General features: G+C 70.0%; 16 protein-coding genes. 10 read left to right on the top strand and 6 right to left on the bottom strand.

Going from position 1 to position 16274, the window contains the following annotated elements:
• The first annotated feature begins 7 nt into the window (after window positions 1-7).
• The 3 genes from C503_RS0119880 to C503_RS0119890 are packed head-to-tail and all read left to right on the top strand — an operon-like array spanning window position 8 to window position 3633.
• The gene (locus tag C503_RS0119880; protein WP_018683973.1) at window positions 8-1045 is read left to right on the top strand and encodes a thiamine ABC transporter substrate-binding protein; all 1038 of its coding nucleotides are present in this window, start codon (window positions 8-10) and stop codon (window positions 1043-1045) included.
• Complete coding sequence (locus tag C503_RS0119885) at window positions 1021-2607, top strand: ABC transporter permease (RefSeq protein WP_018683974.1); 1587 nt, start codon at window positions 1021-1023, stop codon at window positions 2605-2607. Before C503_RS0119880 ends, C503_RS0119885 begins: the two co-directional genes overlap by 25 nt.
• A 27-nt stretch (window positions 2608-2634) precedes the next feature.
• Window positions 2635-3633: an ABC transporter ATP-binding protein gene (locus C503_RS0119890; protein WP_018683975.1), complete on the top strand. Its 999-nt coding sequence runs from the start codon at window positions 2635-2637 to the stop codon at window positions 3631-3633.
• A 19-nt stretch (window positions 3634-3652) separates the two neighbouring features.
• Here the strand turns inward: C503_RS0119890 and C503_RS0119895 are convergent, their stop codons facing one another.
• The 4 genes from C503_RS0119895 to C503_RS0119910 all read right to left on the bottom strand — a co-directional run bounded on the left by C503_RS0119895 (window position 3653) and on the right by C503_RS0119910 (window position 8285).
• Window positions 3653-5125 (bottom strand): hypothetical protein, encoded by a 1473-nt coding sequence (locus C503_RS0119895; RefSeq protein WP_018683976.1) that lies wholly within the window; start codon window positions 5123-5125, stop codon window positions 3653-3655.
• Window positions 5126-5326: 201 nt separating this feature from the next.
• Entirely contained in the window at window positions 5327-6187 is an 861-nt protein-coding gene (locus tag C503_RS0119900; protein WP_018683977.1) for an ABC transporter permease subunit, read from the bottom strand.
• Window positions 6184-7197, bottom strand: a complete 1014-nt coding sequence (locus C503_RS0119905) for an ABC transporter ATP-binding protein (RefSeq protein ID WP_018683978.1) — start codon at window positions 7195-7197, stop codon at window positions 6184-6186. Before C503_RS0119905 ends, C503_RS0119900 begins: the two co-directional genes overlap by 4 nt.
• Window positions 7194-8285, bottom strand: coding sequence for a LolA family protein (locus C503_RS0119910; protein ID WP_026316499.1), 1092 nt, complete (start codon window positions 8283-8285; stop codon window positions 7194-7196). The genes C503_RS0119905 and C503_RS0119910 overlap by 4 nt, the downstream gene beginning before the upstream one ends.
• 132 nt (window positions 8286-8417) lie before the next feature.
• Between C503_RS0119910 and C503_RS0119915 the strand changes: the two genes are divergently transcribed.
• From C503_RS0119915 to C503_RS48760, 3 genes are all read left to right on the top strand, one after another.
• Window positions 8418-9137 carry a response regulator transcription factor gene (locus C503_RS0119915; protein WP_018683981.1) on the top strand — a complete coding sequence of 240 codons (720 nt, stop codon included), beginning with the start codon at window positions 8418-8420 and terminating at the stop codon, window positions 9135-9137.
• Complete coding sequence (locus tag C503_RS0119920) at window positions 9134-10471, top strand: sensor histidine kinase (protein WP_018683982.1); 1338 nt, start codon at window positions 9134-9136, stop codon at window positions 10469-10471. The genes C503_RS0119915 and C503_RS0119920 overlap by 4 nt, the downstream gene beginning before the upstream one ends.
• A gap of 222 nt (window positions 10472-10693) precedes the next feature.
• Window positions 10694-11335: an NUDIX domain-containing protein gene (locus C503_RS48760; RefSeq protein WP_018683983.1), complete on the top strand. Its 642-nt coding sequence runs from the start codon at window positions 10694-10696 to the stop codon at window positions 11333-11335.
• 29 nt (window positions 11336-11364) lie between these two features.
• Here the strand turns inward: C503_RS48760 and C503_RS0119935 are convergent, their stop codons facing one another.
• A complete protein-coding gene (locus C503_RS0119935) occupies window positions 11365-11562 on the bottom strand; it encodes a hypothetical protein (RefSeq protein WP_018683984.1) in 198 nt (65 codons plus the stop codon).
• A 131-nt stretch (window positions 11563-11693) separates the two neighbouring features.
• Between C503_RS0119935 and C503_RS0119940 the strand changes: the two genes are divergently transcribed.
• A complete protein-coding gene (locus C503_RS0119940) occupies window positions 11694-12569 on the top strand; it encodes a Scr1 family TA system antitoxin-like transcriptional regulator (protein ID WP_018683985.1) in 876 nt (291 codons plus the stop codon).
• The gene (locus C503_RS0119945) at window positions 12566-12748 is read left to right on the top strand and encodes a DUF397 domain-containing protein (RefSeq protein WP_018683986.1); all 183 of its coding nucleotides are present in this window, start codon (window positions 12566-12568) and stop codon (window positions 12746-12748) included. The genes C503_RS0119940 and C503_RS0119945 overlap by 4 nt, the downstream gene beginning before the upstream one ends.
• A gap of 43 nt (window positions 12749-12791) precedes the next feature.
• Here C503_RS0119945 and typA read toward each other — a convergent pair whose 3' ends face one another.
• Window positions 12792-14711, bottom strand: a complete 1920-nt coding sequence (gene typA / locus C503_RS0119950) for a translational GTPase TypA (RefSeq protein ID WP_018683987.1) — start codon at window positions 14709-14711, stop codon at window positions 12792-12794.
• A gap of 203 nt (window positions 14712-14914) precedes the next feature.
• Here typA and C503_RS46845 point away from each other — a divergent pair, with 203 nt between their 5' ends.
• Window positions 14915-15055: a hypothetical protein gene (locus C503_RS46845; RefSeq protein ID WP_169514565.1), complete on the top strand. Its 141-nt coding sequence runs from the start codon at window positions 14915-14917 to the stop codon at window positions 15053-15055.
• Window positions 15056-15214: 159 nt separating this feature from the next.
• On the top strand, window positions 15215-16180 hold the full coding sequence (gene trpS, locus C503_RS0119955) for a tryptophan--tRNA ligase (RefSeq protein WP_026316501.1): 966 nt from the start codon (window positions 15215-15217) through the stop codon (window positions 16178-16180).
• Window positions 16181-16274 lie beyond the last annotated feature (94 nt).

Below are 16274 nucleotides of genomic sequence, written 5' to 3' on the forward strand. Positions count from 1 at the left end.
GGATCCCATGCGCCGACTCGGAGTTCTGCTGGTCACCGCCGCCCTGGCGGCGGGTTGTTCGGTCGGCGGGTCCACCGACGCCAAACCCGGCGACCGGACCGTGGTGTTGGTCACGCACGACTCGTTCGACGTCGACCAGGCCCTGCTCGACCAGTTCCGCACCCAGACCGGCATCAACGTCGACATCCGCAAGAACGGCGACGCGGGCGCGCTGACCAACCAGCTCGTGCTCACCAAGTCGGCCCCGCTCGGCGACCTGGCGTTCGGCGTCGACAACACGTTCGCCTCGCGGGTGCTCGACGAGGGCGTGTTCGCCGAGTACCGCAGCCCGGAGGCGGACAAGGGGCCGCAGAAGTACGCGGTCGACGACAAGAACCGGCTGACCGCCGTGGACGTGGGCGATGTGTGCGTCAACGTCGACCCGGCGTTCCTGGCGGGCCGGGAGACCGAGGCGCCGAAGACCTTCGACGACCTCGCCGACGCCCGCTACAAGGACCAGCTGGTGGTGGAGGACCCGGCGACGTCCTCGCCCGGCCTGGCGTTCCTGCTGGCCACGGTCGCGCACTACGGCCCGGACGGCTGGGTCGGCTACTGGCAGCGGCTCAAGGCGAACGGGGTGAAGGTCGTCAGCGGCTGGGAGGAGGCCTACTCGCAGGACTTCTCCGGCTCGTCCGGCAAGGGTCCGCGCCCGCTGGTCGTCTCCTACGCCTCGTCCCCGTCGGCGGAGATCGGCGATGACGGCAAGCCGCACACGACCGCGCTGCTCGATACATGTTTCCGCCAGGTCGAGTACGCGGGTGTGCTCAACGGCGCGAAGAACCCCGACGACGCGCGCAAGGTGCTCGACTGGATGCTGTCGGAGCCGTTCCAGAAGCAGGTCCCGGACAAGATGTACGTCTACCCGAGCCGGGACGGCGTGGCGCTGCCGGACGCGTGGCAGAAGGCGGCGCCGCTGCCGGACGAGTCCGCGACGCTGCCCGCGAAGGACATCCAGGCGAACCGGGAGCGGTGGATCGAGCAGTGGCGCGCGGCCGTCCGGGGCTGATCGCGCCCGTCGCGGCGGCCGTCCTGCCGCTGGGTTTCCTCGCCGTCTTCTTCCTGTGGCCGGTCGCCGCGATCATCCGGCTCGGCCTCGGGCCGGGGGTCGGCGCGGTACTCGGGCGCGCGGAGACGTGGGGGATCTTGGGGTTCACCCTCGGGCAGGCGGCGGCCGCGACGGTGGTGGCGGTGCTGGCGGGGTTGCCGGTGGCGTTCCTGCTGGCCAGAACTTCGTTGCGGGGCAACGGTTTCGTGCGTACCGTGGTGATGGTTCCGTTCGTGTTGCCGACGGTCGTGGTGGGGCTCGCGTTCCGCTCGCTGCTGCCCGCGGGCGGCCCGGTGGCGATCGTGTTGGCCAACGCGTTCTTCAACGTCGCCGTGGTGGCCCGCACGGTGTCCGGTCTGTGGTCGCATGTGGACAGACGGGCGGAGGACGCGGCCCGGTCGCTTGGCGCGTCCCGGTGGCGCGCGTTCACCTCGGTCACGCTCCCGATGCTGCGCCCGGCGATCGGCTCGTCGGCGGCGGTGGTGTTCCTGTTCTGCGCCACGAGCTTCGGTGTCGTGCTGCTGTTGGGCGGCGGCGAGTACGCGACGCTGGAGACGGAGATCTACCTGCGCACGGTGGAGATGTTGGATCTACCGGGCGCGGCAGCACTGTCTTTGTTGCAGGTCGGCGCGGTTGTCGCGGTGCTGGTGATCGGCGCGGTGACCCGTCGGCGCGCGACGTCGCTGCGGTTGCGCGGTCGGGCGGAGACGGCTCGACGGCCGGTCGGCGGCGAGTGGGGCGTGGTTGCCGCGGCCTGGGTGGTCGTGGTGGCGTTGCTGGTTCCGATCGGGTCGCTGGTCGCGCGGTCGTTCTCCGGTGGGCTGGCCGGGTACCGGGCCATGACCGGGACCGGGTATCGCGGGTCGTTGCAGGTCACCGGCTGGGAGGCGATCGACAACTCGCTGCGCGCGGCGACCGACGCGACGCTGCTGGCGTTGGTGCTGGGAGTGCTCGCCAGTGTCGCGGTGGTGTCGCTGGGGCGCGCGCGGATCCGTCCGAGCGTGGTGGAGACGGTCGATACGGCGATGATGCTCCCGCTGGGCGTCTCGGCGGTGACCGTCGGGTTCGGCTACCTGGTCACGTTGGACGCATTGCCGGGGGATCTGCGCACGTCACCGGTGCTGGTTCCGCTCGCGCAGGCGCTTGTCGTGACCCCGTTGGTGATCCGGATGCTGCTGCCGGTTCTGCGCGCGATCGACAACCGCCTGCGTCAGGCCGCCGCCACGCTGGGCGCCGCGCCGTGGCGGGTCTGGCGGGAGATCGACGTGCCGCTCGCCGCTCGCGCGTTACTCGGCGCGACCGCCTTCGGGTACGTGGTGGCCCTGGGCGAGTTCGGCGCGACCAGCTTCCTGGCCCGCCCGGACACCGCGACGCTGCCGGTCGTCATCGGTCGGCTGGTCGCCCGGCCCGGGGAGTTGAACAACCAGATGGCCTATGCCGCCTGCACGCTGTTGATGCTGGTCACGGCGGCCATCGTGATCATCGTGGACCGACTGCGGGTGTCCTCGGTAGGGGAGTTCTGAGATGTCGCACGTCCGGAAGGGGGAGAGGTGCTGAACGTCGAGGGTGTACGCGTGCGGTACGGGGCGGTGACCGCTGTGTCCGATGTGGACATACAGGTCGCCGATGGTGAGGTGGTGGCGTTGCTGGGGCCGTCCGGCTGTGGCAAGTCGACGCTGTTGCGGGTGATCGCCGGACTGGAGACCGCGCAGGGGCGGGTCTGCTGGGATGGGGAGGATCTCGACGACGTGCCCGTGCACCGGCGTGGCTTCGGGCTGGTGTTCCAGGACGGGCAGCTCTTCCCGCACCGCGACGTCGCCGGGAATGTGGCGTTCGGGCTGCGGATGGTGGGGGTGCCGAAGGCGGAGCAGGACTTCCGCGTCACCGAACTGCTGACCATGGTCGGGCTGGCGGGCTACGAGTCCCGGAAGGTGACAGAACTGTCCGGCGGTGAGCAACAGCGCGTCGCACTCGCGCGGGCATTGGCGCCGCGACCGCGACTGCTGCTACTGGACGAGCCGTTGTCCGCGCTCGACCGTGCGCTGCGGGAACAGCTGGCCATTGATCTCGCTCGGCTTCTGCGCGAAGCGGGTACCACTGCGCTGGTCGTCACCCACGACCATGACGAGGCGTTCACGCTCGCGGATCGGGTGGCGGTGATGCGTGAGGGGCGGATCGTGCAGGAGGGGAAGCCGGAGGACGTGTGGCGGTATCCGGTGGATGAGGAGACCGCGCGGTTCCTCGGTTGCGGGCTGGTCGTGGACGGGGAAGGCAGACAGGGCAAGCTCATCACCGAGTTCGGCACCGTCGACTTCCCGGGAATCGACGACGGGCCCGCCCGCGTCGCGTTGCGGCCGACGGCGCTGGAACCCGGCGACGGTCCGGTATCGGGCGTGGTCACCGCGCAGCTGCACCGCCGCGATCACGTGCGGGTCACCGTCGACACCGGCAGACACCTGGTCGACGCCGTCACCCCCACGGCCCCGCCCACCGGGACCACGATCCGCCTCACCCTCAACCCGGACGCGGTGGCACTCATCAGGAAGTAGTCGGTCAGGAAGTAGTCGGTCAGGAAGTGGTCGGCACCTGTCCGGGCCGGGGACCGCCCAGCGCGTGGTATGCCTCCAGGACCTGCGCGTCATACTGCTCGCCATAGACCTGCCCGAGGAACACCTCGGCCACGAACTCCCTGGGGTTCTGCGCCGCGTAGACGCTGACGTCCTGGTGCGCCGAGCCGCCGACCGCGCCGGTCCAGGTAGTGGAGGTCAGGTCGAGAAACTTGCCCGCGTTCTGGTGGTAGTGCAGGTAGTGGCCGAGCTCGTGGATCATGGTCGTGGTCATCGAGTCGTCCCCGGACTGCTCCGCGAGCTTGGTCGACAGGTACTGGTACTGGTCGCCGAGCTTGTTGGTCAGCGGGTTGTCCGCCAGTTCCGAGCTGCCCACCAGGTTGTTCGGCGGGAAGAACTCCGCGCGGTGCATCTTCTGCTGGCCCGGTCTGATCATCCCCGCCTGTACCGCCAGGTTGCGGCCGTACTTCGGCAGGTACGCGCGCAGCGGCGGCACGTCGAAGCCCTGCGCCTGGACCTTGGTGATCGCCGTGATCACGGCTTGCACGCGGCGGCCCGCCTGCGGATCGGTGGGATCGGTGTACGTGGTCAGCTGGGTGCCGCCGACGTCGTGCACCTGTTGTTGCGTGTCCCGCGTGCCACGGCTTTCCGGCGCGGGATCGCCGGTGGCGGGGAGAGAGTCCAGATAGGCCCGCAGCTCGGGGAAGGTCGTCTGCCCGGTGGACGCGTTGACGTTGGTCGGGCTGTTCATGAGCTTGTCCAGCTCGTCGCGAGATAGACCGCCGGGGTCGACGCCGCCGATGAACTCCAGAGCCTTGCCCAGGTTCTCCGCCGCGACCTGGCGGAGCACGGTCAGCGCGGCCGGGGACAGTTGCCCCTGGTCGTCCCGGTCGTCGGTCAGCGCCTCGTGGAACCGGTTCCCGGTCGGGTCGAAGGTGATGTTCTGCGCCTGCCTGCGGGCGTGCCCGGCCATCGCCGGGTCGATCTGGCTGTACTTCGCGCCCAGCGCGTCGTTGCGGGCCCGCTGGGCGCGCACCTGGCCGATCGCGGCGAGGACGGCGTCCACGCGCTGCACCAGCTCGTCGATGAACGCGTCCCGCCTGCTCGGGCCCTTGCCGGTGCGCCAGCGGGTCACCGCGCCCTTGATGCCGTTGAGCTGGGCCTCGTTGAGGTCCAGGTTGCCCGGGACGCCGCTGCCGCCGGTCAGCCAGGTCGTCACGGCCTGGTCGACCCGCTGCAGGTCACCGGACCGGGACTTGTACTTGACGTTGGACGTCTCCATCCAGGTGCTCGCGTACGCGACGAGGTCGTCCTGGGCGGTCCGCTGGATGGTGTGCGTGAATGCCTGGTTGCCGACAGTCCGCTGCATGGTGAGGACCTGTCCGCCCGCGGCGGTCTCGGTGCGGCGGGCGGGGGTGGGGACTGGGATGCGGGTGTCGCGGTCGTCCTGGCGCTGGGCGCGGTTGCGGTGCATCGTTCGGACACCTCGGGGTCGTCGGACCTGGCCGATTCCACCGTGCCCGGCTCGCTTGGCCGTTCCCAGGAACCGGAGGGCCGAGGTGGGGGCAACACACTTGCACGCCTGCTGTCGCACCAGGCGGTACCCGGGTGCGGGCACCGCCTGGTGGGCTGAGCGCGTACGGCAGGTCACCCCCTGACCTGCCGGGCCGCGGTCTCAGCCGTCCCGGGTGAGCATTCGGGCGTAGGCGATCGAGTAGCCGATCACCAGGTAGCAGGCGGCGCGCAGCAGGCCCTGGCCCATCGTGTCGCCGGTGAGTGGGTCGCTGATCACGTCGCCGACCGCGTCCCAGCTGGTGGTGATCAGGACCGGGTGGATGGCGTCCAGGGTCGGGATGGCGCCCAGCACCCCGGAGACGATCACGATGCCGGTGGTCACCACGACCACGATCAGCGGGTGCTCGGTGAACGCGGACACCGCCAGCGCCACTGCGGCCAGCGCCCACATCTGGGCTGCCGAGTACAGCACCGCGAGCAGCACCCGGCCAAGGCCGTCGACGAACGGCAGGGTCGAGCCGGAGGTGGTCAGCATGCCGTCGCCGCCGAGCAGTACGACGCCCGCGATGGTGCCGGTGACCGCCATCAGGGTGACCGCCAGCAGGATCACCGTGGCCACGCCGAACGCCTTCACGGCCAGCAGCCTGCCCCGGCTGACCGGGGCGATCAGCAGGCCGCGCAGGGTGCCGTGCGCGGTCTCGCCCGCCAGCGCGTCGGCGGCGAGCATGGCGCTGGTCAGCGGCAGCAGCATGGTCATGCCGACGGCCAGCGCGAAGATCGGCAGCACCAGGCCGTTGCCCGCGACCATGGCGGCCAGGCCCTCGGTGCCGTTGGAGGTGTCCCCGTTGCTGGTGGCGATGGTGATGCCGATGCCTGCCACGATCGGCACCAGGGCGAGCAGGGTCAGGCCGATCAGGGTGCGCGGGCGGCGCAGGATCATCCGCAGCTCGGCGCGCAGCAGCCGGGGCAGCGGCGCGCGGCGCACGGGAGCGTCTTGAGGGTGCACGGCGATCGCGGTCATCGGGCGTCCTCGGGGATCAGGGTGTCCAGGTCGTCGAGACCCGCCACGGCGGTGTCCTCGGTCAGGCGGGCGAACAGGTCCTCCAGGCCGGTGCGCTGCTTGCGCACCTCGTGCACCGGGACCCCGGCCCGCACCAGCGTGGCCACCACCTCGGGCGCGGTCGTCGCGGTCAGGTCGACGCGGATGCCGTCGGGGACCGGCCGGGCGGGCACGCGGTGCTCCCGCAGCGCGTCCACGGCCAGGGTGACCTCGGGTGTGGTGATCAGTAGGTTGGCGCTGCCCGCCTCCAGCAGCGCGGTCAGCTCGCCCTGCGCCACGACCGTGCCCTGGTTGAGCACGGCCACGTGCGTGCAGGTGGCCTCCACCTCGGCCAGCAGGTGCGAGGAGACCAGCACCGTGGTGCCTGCCGCGTGCAGGTCGGCTATCACGGTCCGCACCTCGCGGGTGCCCGCCGGGTCCAGGCCGTTGGTCGGCTCGTCCAGTACGACCAGCCTGCGCGGCACCAGCAGCGCGGCGGCCAGGCCGAGCCGCTGCTTCATGCCGAGCGAGTAGGCCTTGAACCGGCGGCCCGCGGCGTGTGCGAGGCCGACCCGCTCCAGGGCCTCGGCGACCGCCTTGGCGATGTCGCCACCGGCCAGCAGCGGCTCCGCGGCGCCCATGCGCATCAGGTTGTCGCGGCCGGAGAGGAACGGGTAGAAACCGGGGCCCTCGACCAGCGCGCCCACATCGGGCAACGCACGGGGACCGCCGTCGGGCATCTTGTGGCCGAGCAGCTCCACCTCACCGGCGGTGGGGGTCACCAGGCCGAGCAGCATCCGGATGGTCGTGGTCTTGCCGGAACCGTTGGGGCCGAGCATCCCCAGCACCGCACCCATCGGCACCTCCAGGTCCACGTTGTCCACCGCGACGGTGCCGCGGTAGACCTTGCGCAGACCCCTGGTGCGGGCGGCGGGCGGGCCGGCCGCGGCGGAGACCGCCGCGACCGTCCCGGACTCGGAGACGCCGGTCACTTCTGCCCGAGCGCGTCGACGAGCACCTGCTGCGGGACCGCGCCGATGGCGACCCGGCCATCGGTGGTCACCAGCGCCGTGCCGACCTTGGTGGAGATCACGTACCCGGTGCCGAACGGGCCGCTGACCTCCTTGCCCAGCTGCTTGAGCATGCCCAGCGGGTTGACATCGGCCTTGCCTGCCTTGCCCTCGCGCTGCGGGGTGCCCGAGTTCTTGACCAGGTCCGCCGGGATCTTGCCGGTCAGCACGGTGTCCCAGCCCTCGCCGACGACCTTGGCGTCCAGGCCGTCGATGAACTGGTTGCGCTGCGCCTCGGTCGGCTTGTCCTGGTCGCCGAACTCGGTGATCTTGGCGCCCGCGGGCGGGGTGAAGCTGAACAGCGACGGGTTCTGCGGGCCCGTGCTGAACTCGGTGAAGCCCACCCGCAGTGCCGGGTCGGCTTGGCCGTTGGCCATCACGTCCAGCCGCAGCGGCAGCCGGGTCTCGGAGTCCACCGACACCCGGATCTCGCGCAGCAGCGTGCGCTCGGTCGGCTTCGGGGTGAGGACCAGCTGGTAGACCGGGCGGTCGGCGACCTTGGCGGTGCCGTCCACGCTGATCGTGCTGTCCCGCTGCATCAGGCCCACCAGGTCCCGGGCGGCGGTGGCCGGGTCGGCCATCTTGTCGGCCGCGTCGGCCTTGTCCGCGTGGTCGACCGAGCCGGTGTACTTGACCACGGTCCGGTCGGCGGAGCTCCACAGCCAGGTGGTCTGGCCGTCGCGGACGACGGTGTGCTCGCCGCCGCGCTCCTGCACCGCGAGCCGACCGCGGCCGCTGCCGTCGGCGTAGACGTGCGCGATCGCCTCGCCCGGCGAGCTCTGCGGCAGGCCCGGGATCGGCAGCCCGATGTTGTTGCGCAGCTCGACCGCGCCGGACAGCGCGGGTACGTCGGTGGTCAGGACCGACTGGACCAGCGCCTCGGCGCTGATGGCGGGCAGCGCCGGGGGCGTCTCGTCCGCGCCCGCCGGGGTCGCGATCAGGATCAGCCCGACCACACCGATGGCCGTTCCCCCCGCCGCGACGGACAGTGCCGTCTTCTTCCTGTTCATTGCTCTCTCCCTGTTCGGGTTCGTGTTCCCGCACCGAGAACACTGCCTGCCGGTCGCTGAGATGGAGCTGAGAGTGATCGGCGAGCTGAGAGTCGGCTGAGAGCGGGCGCCGTGGCCGGTGCCCGGAGGGCCATGATGGCACTCGTGAAGCCTCGGGTGCTGGTGGTGGACGACGAGCTCGGTGTGCGCCGGGCGCTGCAACGCGGTCTGACCGCCGAGGGAATGGACGTGGTCGTGGCCGCGGACGGGCCCAGCGCCCTGCGGATCGCCCTGACCGGCACGTTCGACGTGCTGCTGCTCGACATCATGCTGCCTGGCCTGTCCGGCTACCGGGTGCTGGAACGGCTGCGCGCGGAGGGCGTGCGCACGCCGGTGCTGCTCGTTTCGGCCAAGGACGGCGAGATCGACCAGGCCGACGGGCTGGACCTGGGGGCGGACGGCTACCTGGTCAAGCCGTTCTCGTTCGTGGTGCTGGTCGCGCAGGTGCGCGCGGTGCTGCGGCGCGGTGCGGAGGAGGGCGGCGGGCGGAAGCTGCGGCTGGGGCAGCTGGAGGTCGACCGGGGGACGCGCGAGGTGCGGTACGCGGGTGAGCCGGTGTCGCTGAGCCCGCGCGAGTTCGCGGTGCTGGACACGCTGGCGGGCCGGGCGGGCTCGGTCGTCACCAAGGACGAACTGCTGCGCGCGGTGTGGGGCGACGAGCAGGCCGCCACCCGCAACGCGGTCGAGGTCTACGTCGGCTACCTGCGCCGCAAGCTGGACGCGGTGGGCGCCGACGGCATCGTGCGCACCGTGCGCGGACACGGCTACCTCGCCTCCACCACCGACATCGACTCCGCGCTCGATCCCCGGTGATCAGTCCACGCGGCCTGTGGGCGCGGCGCGGGATGCGGTTCCGCGTGACCGCCGTGGCCACGGTCGTGACACTGGTGGTGCTGCTGGGGCTGGCCCTGCTGAGCAGCCGCAAGATCGAACCGCTGGTGGTGGCCTCGGCCGACGACGAGCTGACCCCGGTGCTGGCGACTGCGGTGGTGCAGGTCGGCGAGGGGCGCGTGCCGGTGTCGACATCGCCGAACATCCAGGTGCATGTGATGGACACGGCGGGCACGCCGATGGACGGGGGACCGGTACCCGCGCTGTCGGCGTCGGACATCCGGGAGCTGAAGGCGGGGACGCCGGTGCTGCGGTCCACCGACACGCCACCCGCGCGCTGGCTGGGGACGGTCGCGACGGCGCCGGACGGGGCGCAGCGCGTGGTCGCGGTGGGTACCGGGTTGGCGGGTTATCGAGCGGCACAGGACAGCGCGTTGCGGTGGCAGCTTGTTGCGGCGTTGATCGCCACTGCTGCGGCGGCGTTGGCAACGTGGTTCGCGGTCCGCTCGGCGTTGCGCCCGGTGGCTCGGCTGCGGACTGCTGCTGCTCGGCTGGGTTCTGGGCAACGGTTGCCGCTGCCGGAGTCCCATGACGAGATCCGTGCGTTGGCCGGTGCGTTCAACGATTTGTTGGCCCGGCGCGATGAGGCGGCGGACCGGTTGCGGCGGTTCACGGGGGATGCGGCGCATGAGCTGCGGTCGCCGGTCGCGTCCATCCGGGTACAGGCGGAGGTGGCTGTCGCACATCCCGATCCGGAGTTCTCACAGGAGGTGCTGACCGACGTCATGCACGAGTCGGAACGATTGTCGGCCCTGGTAGACGGGTTGCTGACACTGGCACGGTCGGACGCGGGGGAGCTGCCGCCTGCCGAGCCGGTGGACCTGACGGTCGCGGCAACCGCTGCTGCTGCGCGTTGTCCTGAGGATGGGCCGAGCGTGGTTGTGCACAACCCAGTGGGGTTGGCCTGGGTTCTGGCGGCGCATTCCGAGGTAGAGCTGGTGACGGACAACCTGCTGCGCAACGCGTGCAGGCATGCGCGCTCGCGGATCACGGTGACGGTATTGGCCGGGTCGTCGGTTACCCGCCTGGTGGTGGATGACGATGGCGATGGGATCGCACCGGAGCACCGGAAGCGGGTGTTCGACCGGTTCTACCGGGTACAGGACGACCGGGCGCGGAGCAGTGGGGGGACCGGGCTGGGGTTGGCGCTGGTCGCTGAACTGGTGCGACGGCGTGGGGGGACTGTGCGGGTGGGGGAGTCGCCGGAGGGCGGTGCGCGGTTCCTGGTGAGCTGGCGCTCGGTGACGGTCACCTGACCAAGCCAGCCGCCAAGACGTCAGCAACGCTCACCTGGTCAACCACCCCCAACTTGACCACCCCCAACTTGACCACCACGCGAGATCGCGCCGGTCTCTTCCCACCCGATCCCGTGCGGCCCCTCGGGCCGCACGGGATCGGGTGGGAAGAGACCGGCTGAAGGCGATCGAGCCGCGAGGCGAAGCCGAGCCAACAAACACAGCACCAGGGAGGATGGCGGGGTGCGTGCGTTTGCTGCTGCCTTGGTCGAGGCATCCGTGGTCGGGGTCGAGTCGGGTTTTCCGTTGTTGGCTGAGGGGGATGAGATCTGGGTCGGCGACGCTCGACTACGGGTGGTCCGGCTGGGTGGTTCCGGATTGGTGGCCGAAGGGCCGGGCGGGGTTCTCCGGGTGGAGTTGGGGAATGGAACGGTCGAGTGCGCGGGGTTGGTGCCCGATGGTCTGGGGGTGAGGCTACGGGCGCGGGCCGAGGAGTTGGCAGATGCGCGGATTGTCGTGGGGGCCGCGATCGTGGGCGCGGATGGATTGTTGGCTCAAGAGCGGGGATTCCCGGCTGAGGTGGCGGGGAAGTGGGAGCTGCCCGGCGGGCGGGTCGAGCCGGGGGAGTCCGATGTGGACGCTGTGGTGCGGGAGTGTCAGGAGGAGTTGGGAGTCCGCGTCGCGGTAGGCGCGCAGGTCGGAGTGGATGTGCCGGTGCGGGCGGACCTGGTGTTGAGGGTGTACGCGGCGACCGTGGTGGAGGGGGCGCCCGTAGCGCGTGAGCATCGGGCCGTCCGGTGGGTGCCGTGGGATGAGGTGCCCGAGGTGGATTGGCTGCCTGCGGACCGGGTGCTGGTGCCCGCGCTCACCCGGCTGGCCGGGTAGACCGGCCGGGTAAGTCGGGGGCAGTGAAGTCAGTCGGTGGCGATGCCGGTCTGGCAGACGGTCACCAGGGCCTCGAAGGCCTGCTGGGTGAACTGGAGGGTGAAGAGCTGACCGAGGCGGTTTTCATTGAAGTGGAGTTCGATACCGTCGGCGGTCTGCTCGACACTGATGGGACAGTCGGAGTTGACGGAGACGACTGTGTCGATGCTGATCGGCGTGTGCTGCATGGGTTTTCTCCCTGTCTTGGTTGGATGAGCGGGGCGAAGCAGCCCGTGGGATGCATGTATCCCACATCGTACGGGGTACATGTGCCCGGCGACATACCCTCGATCGGGGGAATTTCGGCTGAGGAGGACTGATGGCCAAGGGCACGGCGACCATGCCCCGGGTGTTCCTGGGAGTCGCCCTGCACCAGTTGCGGGTGGAGGCGGGGATCTCGTTGGAGGCCGCCGCCAAGCACATTGGCAAGTCCCGCCAACGCCTGATGAATCTCATCGAGGGGCGAGCAACGCTCACTGCGGACGAACTCAAGAGTCTGGCCGAGTACCTGGGGGCTGCGGGGGATCGGCTGTCCGAGTTGGAAGCGCTGGGGGCGGAGGCAAGACGGTCTCCGACCGGAGACCCTTATACGGACCTCGGGCCCGAGTCGTGGCGGCGAGTGGCCTACCTGGAAGCCAAGGCACGGACGATTCAGGCCTACGAGAACGGTGTTTTTCCCGCGCTGATCCAGTGTCACGAGTACTTGACCGCCATGACCGAGGCCAGTGAGGGCATCTGGCTGGACCCGATGGATGGTGAGACTCGCGCCAAGCGTGTGGCGGCTCGTCTGGAGCGGCAGCGCTATGTCTTCGAGGCGGCGGAGTCAAAGCGGGTGCAGGTGTTCTTCACCGAGGACACCTTCAATGCCTTGGTGGGCAACAAAGAAGTCATGCGCGCGCAGTGCGCGCACATCATGGACCTCGCGCTCGTGCACGCCAACCTGGACATTCGGATCATCCCGAGCCCGGTGTGGGACAACCCGGCGCAGTATTGCGGTTTGGCTCTGTTCGGTTTCGGTGATCTACTCAGGCCTGTCGGCTTCCTTGCTGTCGTCTACGGCCCGTCGGCCTATTTGGACAAGGAAGAGGACACTGTGCGTATCGCCCGAGCGTTCGAGCGGCTTGAGGAGTTGGCGCTCAGTCGAGATGAGACCCTCAAGTTGATCGAAGTGAAAAAAGAAGGGTTCAGTAGATGACTAGCGGTCGTCCCAGCACCGGCTGGTTCAAGAGCAGCTTCAGCTTGCCTTCCAACGACAACTGTGTCGAGGTGCGTCTCACCGAAGGCGAGCCGGTGTCTGTTCGGGACTCCAAGAACCCCGGGCCGGAGCTAGCCATCCCGGCCTCCGCGTGGGCGAAGACCCTGCGCTCGCTGTAAAGCAATGAAGGGGCGCTGCCGTGATCGGCAGCGCCCCTTTGTCTTACTTCTGGTCCCTTGCCTTCTCGCGGGAGCGCTGCCGACCACGGGTCGTCGCGTCCAGGATCACCTTCCGCACGCGCACCACCTCGGGCGCGACCTCCACGCACTCATCGTTCGCGCAGAACTCCAGGGCCTCCTCCAGGCTCAGCTTGCGCGGCCTGGCCAGCGTCTCCATCACGTCGGCCGAGGACGACCGCATGTTGGTGAGCTTCTTCTCCTTCGTCACATTCACATCGAGGTCCTCGGCGCGCGGGTTCTCGCCCACGACCATGCCCTCGTAGACATCCGCGCCCGGGTCGACGAAGAACGTGCCCCGGTCCGCCAGCTGCAGCATCGCGTACGCGGTCACCGGGCCCTGCCGGTCGGCCACCAACGAACCCGAGTGCCTGCTGCGAATCTCGCCTGCCCACGGGTGGTAGCCCTCGAAGATGGCGTTCGCGATGCCCGTGCCGCGCGTCTCCGTCAGGAAATCAGTGCGGAAGCCGATCAGGCCCCGGGACGGCACCACGAACTCGATCTTGATGCGGCCACTGCCGTGCCCGCTCATGTGCTCCATCCGCCCCTTGCGGTTGGCCAGCAGCTGGGTGATCGCGCCAAGGTGCTCCTCCGGCGCGTCGACCGTCAGGCGCTCGAACGGCTCGCACAGCTTGCCGTCGACCGTCCGGGTGACGACCTCCGGCTTGCCGACCGTCAGCTCGAAGCCCTCCCGGCGCATCTGCTCGACCAGGATCGCCAGGGCCAGCTCGCCACGGCCCTGCACCTCCCAGGAGTCCGGGCGCTCGGTCGGCAGCACGCGCACGCTCACGTTGCCGACCAGTTCCGCGTCCAACCGGCTCTTCACAATGCGCGCTGTGAGCTTCGTCCCACCATTGCGACCGGCCAGCGGCGAGGTGTTCACGCCGACGGTCATCGAGATCGCGGGCTCGTCCACGGTCAGGCGGGGCAGCGCGACCGGGTGGTCGGTGTCGGCCAGGGTGTCACCGATGGTGATCTCCGGGATGCCCGCGATGGCGACCAGCTCACCCGCGCTGGCCTCCTCCGCGGGGACCCGCTCCAGGGCCTCGGTGACCAGCAACTCGGTGATCCGGACGTTCGAGACCGAGCCGTCCGCGCGCATCCACGCGACGGTCTGGCCCTTGCGGATGCGGCCCGCGTGGATCCGGCACAGCGCGATACGACCGAGGAAGCTGGACGCGTCCAGGTTCGTGACCAGCGCGCTCAGCGGCGCCGACGCGTCCGCGAGCGGGGCAGGGACCTTGTCCAGCAGCAGGTCGAACAGCGGGTCGAGGTTCTCGCTGTCCGGCAGGCCGCCGTCCTCCGGCTGGTTCAGGCTGGCCCGGCCCGCGCGCGCCGAGGCGTACACGACCGGCAGGTCCAGCACCGACTCGTCCAGGTCGTCCAGCTCCGAGGCCAGGTCCAGCAGCAGGTCGTGGGTCTCCTCGACGACCTCCGCGATCCGGGCGTCCGGGCGGTCGACCTTGTTCACCACCAGCACCACCGGTAGGCCCGAGGCCAGCGCCTTGCGCAGCACGAAGCGGGTCTGCGGCAGCGGGCCCTCACTGGCGTCGACCAGCAGTAGCACGCCGTCGACCATGGACAGTCCACGCTCGACCTCGCCGCCGAAGTCGGCGTGGCCGGGGGTGTCGACCACGTTGATCACGATCGGGCCGTCCGGGGTCTGGCGGCGCACGGCGGTGTTCTTCGCCAGGATAGTGATGCCCTTCTCCCGCTCCAGCTCGCCGGAGTCCATCACCCGGTCGACGACCTCGGCGCGGGCGGCGAACGCGCCGGACTGGCGCAACATGGCGTCGACCAGGGTCGTCTTGCCGTGGTCGACGTGCGCGACGATGGCGACATTGCGCAGGTCGTGGCGGCGCAGGCCGGTCTGGGCCTGCTCGGCGGTGGCGGTCGCTGTGGGCACGCGCGCGCTCCCTGGTCTTCTGCTCTGGCGGTGGACGGGCTGCCCGGCGAGAAGTCACGGGGCGCCCCTGCGGCGGAGAGAGCCGCTGATGGCGGTTCCAGGATACCTCGTCACCCGATGTGAGCAGTGCCACGCGGCGATCAAGGAAGGTTAACCTTACCTTAGTTGAGGAATTCACCCTTCCCGAGAGGACCGGCCGACCGGTGGCGAAGAAGGATCGGACGCCTGCCGAACGCGTCAAGAAGCTCATGAAGAAGGGCAAGGTCAAGAAGAAGTGCTGCAAGTCGAAGCCCCTGTGTGGCAAGTGCCCTGTGCTGGCGTTTAGGCGATTGAAGGCGGCGTGAGTCCTGCGCTACCGTTCGTCCCGATGTACGAGCGCACAGTCACCCAGTGGTGGGCCGCCGACCGGCGGTCCTGACCCTGCGCACCCACAGGCCGCCCCTCCCGGGCGGCCTTCGTGTGTCCCGGGTGTGGCGGCCCGGCTCCCCGAGGAGGAGACCGAGATGACCCGCCTGTCCGGAGTCACCCCGTCCGGCCACGCCCACCTGGGCAACTACCTGGGCGCCATCCGCCGCTGGGCCCGCGAGGGCGGCCCAGGCGACCTGTACTTCGTCAGCGACCTGCACGGCATGACGATCTCGTACAACCCGTCCCGCCTGCGCAAACTCGCCCGCGAGTCGCTAGCGGTGCTGCTTGCCGCCGGGATCGACCAGGAACGCGTGTTCGTCCAGTCCGACCTGGTCCGCGAGGTGGGCGCGCTGACCTGGCTGCTGGAGTGCACCTGCTCCTACGGCGAGGCCGCGCGGATGACCCAGTTCAAGCAGAAGGCCGAGGGTCAGGGCATGGTCCGGCTCGGCCTGCTCACCTACCCGGTGCTGATGGCCGCCGACATCCTGCTGCAGAACGCCACCGAGGTCCCGGTCGGCCAGGACCAGACCCAGCACGTCGAGCTGGCCCGCAGCCTCGCCCGCCGGTTCAACTCCACCTACGGCGAGGTCTTCACCGTGCCGAGGGCGGTCATGGCACCGACCGCCGCACGGCTGATGGACCTGTCCGACCCGACCCGCAAGATGTCCAAGTCGACCCAGGACAACGCGGGCGTGGTCTTCGTCCTGGACGATCCCGACCTGGTCCGCCGCAAGATCACCCGGGCGGTCACGGACACCGAGGACCGGCTGGAGTACCGACCATCCAGCCAGCCCGGCCTGGCCAACCTGCTGGAGATCCTGGCCGCCTGCGTCGGCCGAAGTCCGGCCGAGGTCGCCGACGACTTCTCCGGCTACGGCGAACTCAAGACGGCCGTCGCGGACGCGGTCATCGAGGAGCTCCGCCCGCTGCGCACCCGGGCGCTTGAGCTGATCGACGACCAGCACACCCTCGACAAGATCCGCGAAGCAGGCGCCGAACGAGCTCGTGAGCGCGGTGCCCACACCCTCACGGCGGCCTTGCGCATGGCAGGCGTCGGCTGAAGCTGTACAGGCGTGGGCCAAAGATGTATTTGATGGCTTGCTGTGTTTGATGCCTCGGCTTCGCCTCGGGGCGAGATCGCCTTCAGCCGGTCTT

The organism is Actinokineospora enzanensis DSM 44649 (assembly GCF_000374445.1).
GTDB lineage: Bacteria > Actinomycetota > Actinomycetes > Mycobacteriales > Pseudonocardiaceae > Actinokineospora > Actinokineospora enzanensis.